This window comes from Mycobacterium gordonae, assembly GCF_002101675.1.
GTDB classification, from domain to species: domain Bacteria; phylum Actinomycetota; class Actinomycetes; order Mycobacteriales; family Mycobacteriaceae; genus Mycobacterium; species Mycobacterium gordonae.
Genome location: NZ_LQOY01000133.1, coordinates 31369 through 45627, shown reverse-complemented (window position 1 = coordinate 45627; position 14259 = coordinate 31369). Strand labels below are relative to the sequence as shown.

The 14259-nt window shown below is 66.4% G+C and carries 11 protein-coding genes; 5 read left to right on the top strand and 6 right to left on the bottom strand.

The window, feature by feature from the left end; translation table 11 throughout:
• The 5 genes from AWC08_RS19680 to AWC08_RS19660 all read right to left on the bottom strand — a co-directional run.
• On the bottom strand, positions 1-629 hold a 629-nt coding region (locus tag AWC08_RS19680; protein ID WP_142283680.1), incomplete at its 3' end, for a PE family protein.
• A 44-nt stretch (positions 630-673) separates the two neighbouring features.
• A complete protein-coding gene (locus AWC08_RS19675; RefSeq protein WP_065135283.1) occupies positions 674-3064 on the bottom strand; it encodes a PPE family protein in 2391 nt (796 codons plus the stop codon).
• A gap of 282 nt (positions 3065-3346) precedes the next feature.
• Complete coding sequence (locus tag AWC08_RS19670; protein ID WP_065135282.1) at positions 3347-3649, bottom strand: PE family protein; 303 nt, start codon at positions 3647-3649, stop codon at positions 3347-3349.
• Positions 3650-3753: 104 nt separating this feature from the next.
• Positions 3754-6612, bottom strand: coding sequence for an ATP-binding protein (locus AWC08_RS19665; RefSeq protein WP_065135281.1), 2859 nt, complete (start codon positions 6610-6612; stop codon positions 3754-3756).
• A gap of 123 nt (positions 6613-6735) precedes the next feature.
• Entirely contained in the window at positions 6736-7965 is a 1230-nt protein-coding gene (locus AWC08_RS19660) for an alpha/beta hydrolase (protein ID WP_216640304.1), read from the bottom strand.
• 251 nt (positions 7966-8216) lie between these two features.
• Here AWC08_RS19660 and AWC08_RS19655 point away from each other — a divergent pair, with 251 nt between their 5' ends.
• Complete coding sequence (locus AWC08_RS19655) at positions 8217-9467, top strand: KasA/KasB family beta-ketoacyl-ACP synthase (protein WP_065135279.1); 1251 nt, start codon at positions 8217-8219, stop codon at positions 9465-9467.
• A 10-nt stretch (positions 9468-9477) separates the two neighbouring features.
• Here AWC08_RS19655 and ctaD read toward each other — a convergent pair whose 3' ends face one another.
• The gene (ctaD, locus tag AWC08_RS19650; RefSeq protein WP_065135278.1) at positions 9478-11223 is read right to left on the bottom strand and encodes an aa3-type cytochrome oxidase subunit I; all 1746 of its coding nucleotides are present in this window, start codon (positions 11221-11223) and stop codon (positions 9478-9480) included.
• 80 nt (positions 11224-11303) lie between these two features.
• Between ctaD and AWC08_RS19645 the strand changes: the two genes are divergently transcribed.
• The 4 genes from AWC08_RS19645 to AWC08_RS37420 all read left to right on the top strand — a co-directional run bounded on the left by AWC08_RS19645 (position 11304) and on the right by AWC08_RS37420 (position 14259).
• Positions 11304-11885, top strand: a complete 582-nt coding sequence (locus AWC08_RS19645; protein ID WP_065135277.1) for a mycothiol-dependent nitroreductase Rv2466c family protein — start codon at positions 11304-11306, stop codon at positions 11883-11885.
• Positions 11886-11950: 65 nt separating this feature from the next.
• Positions 11951-13288 (top strand): phosphatase PAP2 family protein, encoded by a 1338-nt coding sequence (locus AWC08_RS19640; RefSeq protein ID WP_069433834.1) that lies wholly within the window; start codon positions 11951-11953, stop codon positions 13286-13288.
• Entirely contained in the window at positions 13289-14110 is an 822-nt protein-coding gene (locus AWC08_RS19635; protein ID WP_069433835.1) for an enoyl-CoA hydratase/isomerase family protein, read from the top strand.
• On the top strand, positions 14107-14259 hold the full coding sequence (locus AWC08_RS37420) for a hypothetical protein (RefSeq protein WP_174900781.1): 153 nt from the start codon (positions 14107-14109) through the stop codon (positions 14257-14259). Before AWC08_RS19635 ends, AWC08_RS37420 begins: the two co-directional genes overlap by 4 nt.

Genomic DNA, 14259 nt, shown 5'->3' with positions numbered 1-14259 from the left:
CCGCCGAGCAGGCCATTGGCCCCTCCTGCCCCGCCGCGTCCGCCTGATCCGCCGAAGAAGGGGAGGCCGGACCCGCCGGCCCCGCCGTCACCGCCGTGGCCCCATAAGCCCGCCGATCCGCCGTTCCCGCCGGCCTGCCCGGTGAAGGCCTTGCCCGAGCCCCCATTGCCCCCGTTGCCGATCAGCCACCCGCCGTTGCCGCCGTTCTGCCCGGTTCCCGGCGCCCCGTCCGCGCCGTTGCCGAACAGCGGGCGACCCGTCAACATCTTGACCGGGTCGTAATTGAAGACCCCCGTGGCCTGGATCTGACCGACCAGGCTCGTCAGCGGGTCCGCGACGGCCGCCGCATTGGCCGCCTCCGCGGTCGCATACGCCCCCGCTCCGGATGTCAGCGCCTGGACGAACTGCTCATGGAACACGGCCGCGTTCGTGCTGAGCGCCTGGTACTGCTGGCCGTAGGCGCCGAATAACACAGAGACCGCAGCCGAGACCTCGTCCGCTCCCGCCGCCAGTACCACCGTCGTCGAGCCCGACGCTGCCGCCTTGGCAGCCTGGAGCGCCGAGCCGACGTTGGCCAAATCCCCGGCAGCCGCACTAATTAACTCGGGTGCCACGGTCACAAACGACATCGTGTCCTACCTCCACATCAGCGCCACAGGAAACCGATACAGCACTAGGGCGTGGTGCCCTGCTGGAAGATGCCGGCGAGGTTGTGGCCGATGTTCTCCACGCCCGACACAAAGTTGTACGAAGCCCCGATGCCCAGTTCGCCGACGTTGGCGATGCCGGATACGGCGTTGCCGAGGTTGGAGAATCCCGAGGAAAGTTGGCCCGTGACGTTGAAGCCCGAGGTGCCGAAGTTCAAGAACGGGAACGGGTTCGTGTTCTGGTAGCCCGAGACGAAGCTGCCGGTGTTGAAGAAGCCGGAGCTGCCACCGGCGCCCGTGTTGAAGAATCCGGACGAGGGGGCGGCGGTGGTGTTGAAGAAGCCCGGCGCCGCCGGGATGTTGATCTGGGCGACCGTGACGGGCGCCGTCGTGACGCTCGGGACGTCAATGGCGGGCGCGTCGAAGGGGAAGATGTTGGCACTCGGAATCACCACCGTCGGCGTCAAGGGGCCGGGGGGGATAGTGATGGTCGGCGTGTCGAATCCGCCCAAGTTGATGGGTGGGACAGTAAATGGTTTCGTTGAAATAACCGGAGTGTCGTAGCCCCCAGGCGCTCCTATTGTGATGATCGGGGCGTTGAATGAAGTCAAACCGATCGTTGGCAGGTTAAAAGCGGAAATGAACCCATTGGAACCAAATTGAGTTATCTCGTTACCGCTGGAATTCATTGAATAGTACTTGATCGGAACCCCTGGATCACCGATGAGGATCGGTGGAATAAAAACGTTAGTGAGATTGATATAGGTGCCGAGGCCGTCCAATTTCCCGAATGTCTGGGCCGGGTCGCCACCGACTTCGAAGTTGGCGGCAAGGGGAAGATACATCGACGGCAGCTTGACGAAGGGCAGGTTGAACTGACCAATGGATATCGTGGGTGCCGTGAAACCGCCCACGGTGACCGGTGGTGTGGAGAACTGTGGAATATGTACACTCGGCAGGTTTATGCCGGGAATAGTGATCGACGGTGCCGCGAACCCATTTATATGGAATGAGGGTATCGTGAACTGGGAATTGTTGATGATCGACGGGATGACAATCTTCGGCGCGAAGAAGCCGCCAATGTGAGCGGACGGGATATGTATCGGAGGCAAGGTGAGGGCGGGTATCCCGATCTGGACGTGCAAACTGCCCTGGAAATTGCCGGTGTAGAACATCCCGTTGTTGAAATTGCCGCTGTTGAGGAAGCCGTTGTTGAAGTGGCCGGCGTTCAAAGCGCCGGTGTTGACGTTGCCTACGTTGTAGGTGCCGGTGTTGAAGCTGCCGATGTTGAAGTCACCGGTGTTCACCCAGCCGGGGTTGAAGGAGCCGGTGTTGTAACTGCCGGCGTTGAAGGCGCCGGTGTTGACAGCACCCGAATTGAAGATTCCCGTGTTGAGGTTCCCGGCGTTAAATAACCCGGTGCTGGCCAAGCCCGAGTTCGCGATGCCCGTGCTGAAGTCTCCCGAGTTGAAGAAACCGAAGCTGCCCTTGCCCGAGTTGAAGAATCCCACACTTCCGTCACCGGAATTGAACAAGCCAAAACTATTGGCGCCCGAGTTCAGCTGGATGCCGATCTGGTTGTTGCCCGTCAGCCCGATGCCGATGTTGTTGTTGCCCTTGTTGGCGATGCCGATGTTGGAGTTGCCGAGGTTGGCGATACCCTGGTTGTTGCTGCCCAGGTTGCCGAACAGGAAGTTGCGGCTGCCGATATTGGCCGAGCCGACGTTGCCCTCACCGATGTTCCCGGATCCGAGGTTGGAATTACCAAGGTTTGCGTTGCCGATATTTCCGAAGCCGAAGTTCCCCATGCCGATGTTGTTCATGCCGTTGTTTGCCAGGCCGATGGCAAAGTCAATCGACCTGGTGGTCGCGGCAGGTGCGGCCGCGGCGGTAGCGGCCGCCGGCGATCCGGCCATCGGCAGCAAGGCAGCAACAGCACTCGAGGCGTCGGCGTAATAGCCGACCATCGCGGCCACGTCCTGGGCCCACATCTCGGCGTAATCGGCCTCGACAGCCGCGATGGCCGGGAAGTTCAGACCGAACAGGTTCGTCCGCGCGAGCGATGACATCACCAAACGGTTCAGCGCGATCAGGTCAGGGTGAACCGTCGCCGCCTGCACCGTGTCGAACGCGGCCACCATGGTGCGCGCGGCTGCGGCTGTCTGATCGGCTTGCGCGGAAACCGCACTGAGCCAGCCGACGTACGGCGCAGCGGCCTCCATCATCGCCTGCGATGCCGCGCCCTGGTAGGACGCGCTGGTCAGTGCTGACGTCACTCCGTTGAAAGACGTTGCTGCCGAGCTTAATTCCGCAGCCAGACTGTCCCAGGCCTGCGCCGCGCCGAGCATCGGCTCGGACCCTGCGCCCCCGAATATCTGGGCCGAGTTGATCTCCGGTGGCAACACTAGGAAGCTCATCGCCTCAAACCTTCCTTCTCCCAGCACTTTCGGCGTGCAGCTCGCTGCAAGACCGCACCGAGCTTCCTCAGGGTTTCGCGATCGACCCCCGTGGTAAAGGGGTCGAAATACCCAATCAGCGGGGGTGGTGAGGGCTCGGGTCGAGTCGTGCGCGCGTTGCCGGCCGGCCGGGGTGGGTATTTGTGACGACGCGCTTGCCCGACAAACACAGCTCAACGGCCATGAGGGCAAACACATTGCCCCGCACAGAGTTCCAGGCTTGCCGAGGGAGCAAGCCCGGCGTCAGACAGTCTGCAGTGGCGAGGCGTTGACGGCCTCCGCGGCGGCATACGCGCCTCCGGAAGCATGAAGAATTTGCACGAACTTGTCGTGGAACGCTGCCGCCTGGCCGCTCACCTGTCGGTACGCCTGGGCGTGCCCGCAAAACAAGGTCGCGATGAAGGCCGACACCTCGTCGGCTCCCGCGGCTGCGACTTCAGTGATCGGGGCCGCGACGGCCCAGTTGGCGGTGTGAAGCTCCGAACCGATACGAAGCAGGTCTGCGGCGGCCGCAGTCAACGCAGCGGGCGCTGTAACGACGAACATCCGAAGCCACCTCACAATTCACGGGTTCACAGCGCTCACCAGAATGTCGCCCCTGCAACTCGTGAGAAAGGGGCCGAAATACCCAATCTTTAAGGCGTGGCGGCTCATCGAGCCAGGTGCAGACTCGCGGCCCCGGCGCGTGGGTATTTCTGCCCAACTTGCTTGTCCAGCAAGCCCAATTCAATTGCCAGCAGCGTCAACTGCGGACGACGTCGGCGCCCGGTCTTGTCGCGGATCCGATCCAGGTGGGATCGCACGGTCCGCAGCGAGATGACCAGGCTCTGCGCGATTTGCTGATCTGTCTTGCCGTGGGCGAGCAAAGCCAAGAGTTCCAACTCGCGCCGGCTGAGCGTGCGGGCGGGCTGGGCTGCTTCCGTCGACGCGGCCGCCGGCGCCGACCTGGCGGCCCCGGCGAGCCCGTTGCGGTAGCCCGCCGCGATCGCGCGGTAGCCCGCCGCCGCGGCGGCGTCGGCGGCCTCCCGGTACAGCGCGACGGCGCCCCTCGAATCACCGCGGTAGGCGGCGAGATCGGCCGCCGCACCCACCGCCAATGGGTGGCGGTCCGGACCGAGGGCGGCGCTCACACACTGCTCGGCCTCGGCTTCGGACCCGGCTGCCAGCAACGCGGGCACCACGATGCGCGCGACGAAGGGGTCGCTGGCCAGTACGGGCACCCGCTCCAGCAGGGTTCTCGCCGCATTGGCAGCGGCGGCAGGGTCCCCTCCCCGCGCCACGGCCAGTTCGACCCGGCTAGGGCCGCAGATGCGGTGCCACCACCCGTCGCGCGGCCCGAGGTCTTCCAGCAGCGCCTCGGCTTCGTGCAGCCGGCCCTGCTGCAGCCGCACCCACGCCAAGAGCTCCCGCCCGAGGAAGGACGACAACCCGGCGGGAACACCTTCACAGGCGTCGAGCACAGCCAGGGCGGCCGCCTCACATTGGTCGATGTCGCCCAGGAACCGGCTCTGTACCGCCTCGACGAGCAGAGCCAGCACCTCGGGGCCCGGGTCCAGGGTGCGGGCGTTGTTGCGGATCAGGTCGACCACCGCTGACAACTCGCCGGCCCGCATCGCCAAAGCCTTCTGGAAAACGCTGATGATGATTCCGGCGCCGAATTCTTCGGGCAACCTCAGCCGCATCGCCTCCGCGATCCCGCGGTCGATCACCGCCACACCCTCGTCGCGGCGCCCGAGCTCGCACAGCGCCGCACCACGGTAGATCAACGCCGCGGCGCGGGCATGCTTGGCATCGGACTCCTCGGCCAGCGCCAGCGCGCGATCGGCACAGGCCAGACCGGCCGCACCTTCGAGGTTGGAGTCGTGCCACATCGCCAGGCGCGCGTACAGCAAGGCCAGATCCGGACCCGGCAGCGAGGTTTCGAGTAACAGACGCGCCCGCTCGAATACATCCAGAGCGGCCTGATGCTCACCGAGGGCCAGTTGCACCGAACCCAGGACGATGAGAAGCTTTGCCATCAACGCATTTTCGGCTTCTCCCAGCAGTTCCACACCCTCTTGCAGCGGGGCGATCGCGGCCGCGGGATCTCCACTGGCGAGCAGCATGCGACCGCGCTCGCACAACAGATTCCCGCGCTCGACCGGGTCGACGACGTTGACGAGCGCGTGGTCATACAGCGTCGCCGCCTCGGCAAATGCTCCCGTCCGCGAGGTCAGCTCAGCCGCCTGGGCGCACAGGGGCGCGGCGTCGGCCGCACGCCCGGCGGCCAGCAGGTGACGGCTCCGCTCGATCACCGGCGCCGGCGGTATTGTCGCCGCGAGCGCGTCAGCAGCCCGGCTGTGCAAGGCGGTGGCTTCCCAGACCGGCACCGCGGCGCGCACGGCCTCATAGGTGAGAGCGTGCCGAAACCGGAGCCGGCCGCGGTGGGCCGGGTCGGTTTCCACCAGCCGCGCGCGCGTCGCTTCCCTCAGGGCAGCCCACACCACCTGGGGGCGCAGCCCGGTCAGCCCCGACAGCAACCCGGGATCGAAGGTGCTTCCCAGCACCGCCGCAGCCGTCACGACGCGCTGATAGTCGGGCTCCAGGCGATCGAGTCGCTGCACAATGCCGCCCGCCAGGGTGCTGGGCAGATGAAGCCCGGACAGCTCCGAACACTGCCATCCCTCGTCACGCCGGAATACATGCCCTGACCTGATCGCCGCTTCGAGCAACTCCTCGACCGCGTATGGCACACCCTCGCTGCGGTGCACCAGCATGTCGACCAACTTGCTGCTGACCCGTTCGACGTCGAGCCGGGCGCACACCAGACGCCGGACATCATGCCGGGTCAACCGCGACAAACGGAGCACGCCGGCCAGGTCGCCGCGCCGCCACCCATCGAGCATCATGCGCGCAGGGTGGGTCGCACCACCCTCATCGGATCGGTCGGTCACCACCAACAGCAACGGAAGCCTGCGGGTGCGCCGGGCAACGAAGTCGATCAGGGCGCGCGTCGACGCATCGGCCCAATGCACATCCTCGACCACCAGCAGCGCACCCGACCGGGCCGCCACGGTGCGCAGCACCGTCACCACGCCCTCGAAGAGCTGCAGCCGGACCGGCGCACCGAAAAGATCGTCCCGCGAGGGCAACCCGTCGGACAGTTCCGGGACGATCGCGCCCACCGCGCCGGCCGCCGGCCCGAGCCGCTCTCGAAACTCCGCCACATCGGCGGTAGCCAGATAGCTGGCGATTGCCTCGCAGAAGGGCAGAAACGGCAACGCAAGCTCCCGGCACCCACCCCACAGCGCGGCACAGCCACGCTCCTCGGCCCGGCGGCTGAGTTCGCGGGCCAGCCGCGTCTTGCCCATACCGGCATCGCCGGTCACCACCCGCACCCGCCCCGTTCCGCGTCGGGCATCTTCGAGTGCTTCCTCCAGCGCCGCAAGGTCTGCGTCCCTTGCGATCAGCGGGTTCACCAGATCCCGCCAGACATGCCGCTCCGGCTCAGAATCGCATTCGTGTTGCATGCCCGGTCCCTTCGTTGCACTTCCCGTGCGCAGTGCGGGTTGGGCAAGTCTTGACACCCCTGGCGGGCTACCGATCCCAACATGGCGGTGTTGGGACTAGCTGTCCGGCCATCGGGGCGGGATTTACGCCCTCCCAGGCCCTTTCTCATCAGGCTTGCCCAACCGCCCGGCCAGCCAGGGCAACGTCACCGCGAACGCTGCCGCCGCCGACGGCCAGTCATGTTTGCCCGGCAGCGCCGTCACCTCGCACGAAATGCCCTCAGCTCGACCCGCCGCACACAGCGACTCCGCCGCGTCCTGCCCGACGCCGTCGCGATCCGCTGATGTCCCGGGAACAGCGAAGAGGCCCGACAGGTCGGCGTACGGGCCGTGCCGGCTCATCACCGTCCTCGGGTCGAAGCGCCAGTACGCCTCGGCGTCACCGCCGAAGAGCCGGTCGATGGTCTGTTCCCGCGTGCCGGCATTCGGGCCGATGTCGCCGCCGATGTCTACGAACGCACTGAAGGTCTCGGGATGCATGACCGCCAGAGTGACCGCGCAGGTACCACCGGAGGAGAACCCGACGACACCCCACTTCCGTTGTCCGTCAACGCCGAACAGTGCGCCGACCGCCGGAACCACTTCCTGGGTCAGGTGCGCTGCGGCGTTCCCGCGCGGTCCGTCGACGCACTCGGTGTCGACGGCGAATCCGCCGGTGGCGTCGGCGAATACGGCGATCGGCGCAATGCCGTCGTGCGCCGCGGCATACGCATCGAGAGCACTTGTGGCATCGCCGACGCGAATCCAGTCCGCCGGTGTGCCGAATTCGCCCCCGATCATCAGGATCGCCGGAAGCTGCGCTCCGCTGAACCACGCCGGAGGCAGGTAAACCCACTCGCGACGGTGTGAAAACCCGGACACCCGACTCCCCGTGGTCACCGCCACCAATTTCCCGTGTTGCACCGCAACGTTTTTGCGCTGCATCCGGTAGGCGGTTCCGATGTGGACCTGATCCCGCAACGGCCTGTCGGTCAGCTGGCTCCATGCGGCGTCGACGGTGGGAAAGTAGCCCAGCCAGCCGTTGATCGTCAGACCGGCGCTGAGCAAGCAGAACGAGACCGCGAACACCGAGGCATTGCGTCGCCACCCGTTCGCACCGGGCCACCCGGCGATCAGGACCGCGGCGGCCAGCCCGAAGAGGAAGACCCACAGCCAAAGTTGCCACGGCGCCGGCTCACTTGCGATACCGAGCGTTTCGTAAGTCCAATGCGCCGCCGCGACACTCGCCGCTCCCACAATCACGCCCGCCACAACCAGCCGCCGGCGCCGACCGATGGCATAGAGCAGCGCCGCGATGGTGACCAATTGCACCACCGCGGGCACAATTCCGTGCATCAGCGAGGTCGACAGACCGGAAGTTTTACCCGCAGCCAGGTGCCGAAAACGTGGCGCGCAGCACCACAGAGTTGACGATGGTCTTTTCGGCTCCGGCGCCGCTGTTTATCATGATGCCGACTGCCGGTAACAGGTTTTCATCGGCACTTCTTGGGAAGTTGATATCTGTAGCGGGCGTGGCTCCTGGAGGGGGACGTGACGTCGATGTTCGACACTAGGCAGCGAGTGGCATGGCAGCGTTGAGAACCGGCGAGGGATTGCCCGACGTCGTCGTCACCGGGGTGGCGTCCACAACGGCACTTGCGCCGGATGCCGAGGAAACCTGGCAGCAATTGCTGCAGGGCAGCAGTGGTATTCGCAAACTGGACAAGGAGTTCGTCGAGGAGTTCGACTCGCCGGTGCGGATCGGGGGTGAGCTGCGCGAAGACCTGGACGAGCAATTCGGCCGCGTCGAGCTGCGCCGATTGGCGTTCATGCAGAAATTGTCCGCGGTGGTGAGCCGGCGGCTGTGGGAGCAGGCCGGCTCGCCCGAGGTCGACACCAATCGGTTGATGGTGTCGGTCGGCCTGGGCCTGGGCAGCACCGAGGACATCCCCCTGTGGCACAACATCTGGAAGGTCAAGGGCCTGCGCGCGATCTCGCCGATCTCGGTGCAGAAGCACATGCCCAACGCCCCCGCCGCCGCCATCGGGCTCGACCGCGAGGCCAAGGCGGGCGTGGAGACGTCGGTGATGGCCGACGCGTCGGGCACCGCGGCCATTGCCCAGGCCTGGCAGAGCATCGTCCTGGGCGAGGCCGACATGGCGATCTGCGGCGGCGTCGAGACCGTGATCGAGGCGGTGCCCCTCGCCACCTTCTGGCGCCTGGGCATGCTCTCGACCAACAACGACGACCCGACCGGCGCCTGCCGTCCGTTCGACAGACACCGTGACGGCATGGTGTTGAGCGAAGGTGGCGCGATGTTGCTGGTGGAAACCGAGGAGCACGCGAAAGCACGGGGCGCGCCGATCCTGGCCCGGTTGATGGGCGCTGCTGTCACGTCCGACGGATGCGACGCCGTGATGCCGGACCCTGCGGGCGAACGCGCCGGTGCCGCCATCACCCGTGCCGTGTATCTGGCCGGCCTGAACCCCGCGGACATCGACCTGATCAATGCGCACGCGGCCGGAACGACGTTCGGAGACGCGGCCGAGGCCCGCGCCATCCGTCGGGCCCTGGGTGACCACGCACCGGCGGTGTACGCGCCCAAGGCCGCGCTGGGCAATTCACTGGGCGCCGCCGGCGCGGTCGAGTCGGTGCTGACCGTGCAGGCTCTGCGCGACCAAATCGTCCCGCCCACACTGAATTTCGGTGAGTCCGATCCCGATATCGAGCTCGACGTGGTCGCCGGTGAGCCGCGCCGCGGCCACTACCGCTACGCCGTCAAGCAGTCGTTGGGACTCGGCGGAAACAACGTTGCCCTGGTGTTCGGCGCGGCGTAAGCGCCGAGAATCAGCTGCGCACCTCGACGTCGTCGATCCGCGTGACGTCCTTGTCTCCCGGACCGTGCGCGCGCCCGATGTGTGCTTCGGAACGCATGCGCTGCACCATGTGCGGGTAGTGCAGCTCGAAAGCCGGCCGCTCCGAACGGATCCGGGGCAATTCGGTGAAATTGTGCCGCGGCGGCGGGCAACTCGTCGCCCACTCCAGTGAATTGCCGTAACCCCACGGGTCGTCGACGGTCACCACTTCACCGTAACGCCAGCTCTTGAACACGTTCCACACGAACGGGAACATCGACAAACCCAGGATGAGGGCGCCGACGGTGGAGACGATATTGAGCGGCTGGAAGTTGTCGGTCGGCAGATAGTCGGCATAGCGCCGCGGCATGCCCGCGTCGCCCAGCCAGTGCTGGACCAGGAACGTGACGTGGAATCCGATGAACGTCAGCCAGAAGTGCAGTTTGCCCAAGCGCTCGTCGAGCAGCCGGCCGGTCATCTTCGGGAACCAGAAGTAGACGCCGGCGTACGTGGCGAAAACGATGGTTCCGAACAGCACGTAGTGGAAGTGGGCGACCACGAAATAGGAATCGGTGACATGGAAGTCCAGCGGCGGGCTGGCCAGCATCACACCGGTCAGCCCACCGAGCAGGAAGGTGAGCAAGAACCCGACCGAGAAGAGCATCGGCGTCTCAAAAGTCAACTGGCCCTTCCACATTGTGCCGATCCAGTTGAAGAACTTGATGCCCGTCGGAACCGCGATCAGATACGTCATGAACGAGAAGAACGGCAGCAGGACGGCTCCCGTGGCGAACATGTGGTGCGCCCACACCGCGACCGACAGGCCGCCGATCGACAACGTTGCGTAAACCAGTGTGGTGTAACCGAAGACGGGCTTCCGAGAGAACACCGGGATGACCTCGGTGATGATGCCGAAGAACGGCAGCGCGATGATGTAGACCTCTGGGTGGCCGAAGAACCAGAACAGGTGTTGCCACAACAGGGCTCCGCCGTTGGCCGGGTCGTAGATGTGCGCGCCCAGGTGGCGGTCGGCGGCGAGGCCGAAGAGGGCGGCCGTCAGCAGCGGGAACGCGATGAGCACCAGCACCGACGTCACCAGGATGTTCCAGGTGAAGATCGGCATCCGGAACATCGTCATGCCCGGTGCACGCATGCACACCACGGTGGTGATCATGTTGACCGCGCCCAGGATGGTGCCCAGGCCGGCGACGATCAGACCCGTGACCCACAGGTCGGCACCGGGGCCCGGCGAGTGGACCGCGTCGCTGAGCGGGGTGTAGGCGGTCCAGCCGAACTCTGCCGCCCCGCCGGGCGTGACGAAGCCCGCCAGCACGATCAGCCCGCCGAACAGGAACAGCCAGAACGAGAAGGCGTTGAGCCGCGGGAAGGCCACGTCCGGTGCGCCGATCTGCAGCGGCAGCACCAGGTTGGCGAAGCCGAACACGATCGGCGTGGCGTACAGCAGCAGCATGATCGTGCCGTGCATGGTGAACAGCTGGTTGTACTGCTCGTTCGACAGGAACTGCAAGCCGGGCGCCGCCAACTCGGAGCGCATCATCAGTGCCATGAGTCCGCCGATGAAGAACATCACGAAGCAGGTGACCACGTACATGATGCCGATCAGTTTGTGATCGGTGGTGGTGACGAGCTTGTAGACCAGATTGCCCGTGGGGCCGAGCCGGGCCGGGAAGGGGCGCCGTGCGGTGAGTGGGGCAGCCTGGGGCTCCGCGAGAGACATGGCGGTGCGGATTTCCTGCTTTTACCGCTTCAAACCTCACCGGCTGGTTTGAACGAGAACGCAGTGGTTAGGCGGAGCGGGTGACCACAATCGATCTCTACCTCGATCCGGTATGTCCGTTCTCCTGGGTGACGTCCCGTTGGCTGCTCGATGCGGCCGAACGCACAACACGGCCGGTCACGCTGCGCCAGATGAGCCTGGCGGTCCTCAATGAGGGCGAAGACGCCGACGCCGCGCATCAGCGGATGTTCGAACGGTCCCGACGGTTGGGCCGCGTCTTTGCGGCGGTCACCGATCGGCACGGGCCGCAGGCCTTCGCCCGGCTCTACGAGCCGATCGGTACCCGGCTGCACGATCAGAAAGACCAGGTCACACCCGAGGTCGTCGCCGATGTCCTTGAGGATTTGGGATTCGAGAAATCGCTGTCGGAGGCCCTCGACGATCCCGAATACGACGAGGCGGTCAGCCGGGCGCACGCAGCGAGCCAGGACGCCCTCGGCGACAAGGCCGGCAGCCCGATCATCGCGATCGACGGCCGTGCGTTCTTCGGCCCCGTCCTGACCGGGCTGCCCGATCCCGACGACGGCGTCGTGCTGCTCGACGCCCTAGTGAGCGCTAGCGGCGTTCGGGAGTTCGCCGTCCTGCAGCGCCCGCACGGGTAGACACACCGGGGTGGGCATCTGCAAGTACTCCCCGGAACCCCAATCTGACACTTATTATTCGTCCGGTGTTCATCGGCGAAGATCAGCGGGCGCAGTGGCGCGCTCAGGCGCCCCGCCTCGGGGCGGTGGCCGCCGTCGCGATGATCGCCGCCGTGCTGGTCGCGCTGCAGATCACGGCGACCGCCGCAGGGTTCGTGGGCCCGTTGCGCAGCCTGGCCGGCGACTACGTCGGAACCCCCACCTCGGTGACGGTGCCCTGGGTGGGTCTCGGCGTGGCGATGGTCGGGCTGTCGCAACGGCATCGGGTGTGGTCGTTGTCGCTGGCCGCGGGGCTCGATGTCATCTTCGCCGCGGTGCGGCTGGCGCGCGGCGGTGCCTGGACGCTCGGCAACGGGCCGCTGATCGTGCTGACCGGATTGGCGGTGATCGTCGGCTGGCGGCGCTGGGCCAGGGCCGAACGCACCACGGCGTTGCGGGGAGTGGCGTTCGGCCTGTTGCTCGTCATCGCGACCAAAGTCGGCGATGCCTGGTTGCGCATCACCGCGATGGTCCGGCCGGTGGTGCTGGACGAGTACGCCCTGTTGGCCGATCACGCGCTGGCACAACCGTCCTGGCTGTTGGGCCGGCTCGTCCATGCCGGCGGGCCATTCCTCAGCGCCGCGTTCCACTGGGTGTACATCGAGTTGCCCGTCGCGGCCATGGTGGTTGCCGTCTACCAGCTGCGCAATGTCAGCACCGGCGGCTGGCCGCGTCACTTCCTGATACCGACGTTCCTGGTGCTGGGCCTGATCGGGCCGCTGATCTACGTGTTCTTCCCACTGGTGGGCCCGGACTTCGCGTTCGGAAGTGCGGGCAAGGGATTCGAAGTCGGTGATTTCTGGCCGCATGCCGTGCCACGAATCAATCTGTCGCCCAGGGCAATTGCCTTCGACGGATCCACCCCGCGCAATTGCATGCCGTCAATGCACACCGCGTGGGCGCTGGCGGTGTTCCTGCACTCCCGCGGCGGACCCCGCTGGCTGCGGATGGGCGGCGCGTTGTGGCTGGTGTGCACCGTGGCGGCGACCCTGGGCTTCGGGTACCACTACGGCGTCGACCTGCTGGCGGGCGGGGTGCTGTGCCTGACGGTGGAGTCGGCGTTACGGGAGCCGGTGCGTGACCGGATCTGGTACCGGGTCGCGATGACCGCTTTCGGTGCGGCGTTCCTGGCGGCGCTGTTGGTGTGCTGCCGCTACTTCGCCCAGGAGATGGCGCGCTACTCGGTGCCCTTCGGGGTGGTCATCATCGGCACGCTGGTGGTCTTCAGCGCCGCCTTCTATGTGACGTATTTCGCCCGGCCGGCCGAACCGGCGACGGACAGAAGTTTGCCGGTTCCCGGCGTGTTCGTGGGCCAGGGGTCGTAAATGGACGAGTCACCAGCCCCCAGACCGCCCGCCGGCGACTGGCTGAGCACCCCGTACCTGAAGTTCACCCGCGAAGGCGCGTTCGGCGTCTGCACGCTGGACCGCCCGGAAGCGCGCAACGCGATGACGCCGGCGATGTACTTCGGCATCATGTACGCGGTCAACCACGTCGGCGCCGACCCCGATCTGGCGGGCCTGCTCATCACCGGCACCGGGGACGTGTTCGCGCCCGGCGGTGACATGGGCGGCGGCGGCAGCGACAACTGGCTGACGTTCGGCGCGGCGCTCGGCATGGACGCTCTGCCGTTCGACACCCTGCGGCAATCCGCCAAGCCGGTGGTCGCCGCGGTCAACGGACTGTGTCAGGGCGGGGGACTGCAGATCGCGCTGTGCGCCGACATGGCGGTGGTCAGCGACCGCGCCACGTTCCGGGTGCCCGAGCTCTACCGCGGGATCGCCGACACCTACTACAGCCAGATGCTCGCCCGGCTCATCGGCCCGGTCCGGACCCGGGATCTGATGTTCACCGGGCGCACCCTGACCGCCGCCGAGGCGCTGGACTGGGGGATGGTGGCGCGCGTCGTCCCGCACGACGAATTGGCCGATGCGGCAAGGGAAGTGCTGGCCCAGTGCTGCCGCACCGCGCCCGGCGCCCGCGCCGTGATCAAGTCCAGCCTGGACAACTACCTCGGCCTGTACGACCGGATCGGCATGCGGTCCAGCCTCGGCGCCCCCGAATCGATCGAAGGCTTCCTGGCCTTCAAGGAACGCCGGTCGCCGGCGTGGGTGCACCCGCAACTGCGGATCGAGGGACGGCTGTGAGCCTCGACGACTTGTTCGGGCTCACCGCCAGGGCCAAGCGGAGACACTCAGCCGAGATCGGCGCGGCCGTATTGTTTTTCGCCTCACCTTCGGCCCGCCCGATCACCAACCAGGTGCTGGCCGTCGACGGCAGATTTTCGGTGAGCTGA

Excerpts from the sequence above, each read along its gene's own strand:
- AWC08_RS19665 (WP_065135281.1), bottom strand. The coding sequence starts at position 6,612 with ATGCAACACGAATGCGATTCTGAGCCGGAGCGGCATGTCTGGCGGGAT.
- AWC08_RS19675 (WP_065135283.1), bottom strand. The coding sequence starts at position 3,064 with ATGAGCTTCCTAGTGTTGCCACCGGAGATCAACTCGGCCCAGATATTC.
- AWC08_RS19655 (WP_065135279.1), top strand. The coding sequence starts at position 8,217 with ATGGCAGCGTTGAGAACCGGCGAGGGATTGCCCGACGTCGTCGTCACC.
- AWC08_RS19635 (WP_069433835.1), top strand. The coding sequence starts at position 13,289 with ATGGACGAGTCACCAGCCCCCAGACCGCCCGCCGGCGACTGGCTGAGC.
- ctaD (WP_065135278.1), bottom strand. The coding sequence starts at position 11,223 with ATGTCTCTCGCGGAGCCCCAGGCTGCCCCACTCACCGCACGGCGCCCC.
- AWC08_RS19670 (WP_065135282.1), bottom strand. The coding sequence starts at position 3,649 with ATGTTCGTCGTTACAGCGCCCGCTGCGTTGACTGCGGCCGCCGCAGAC.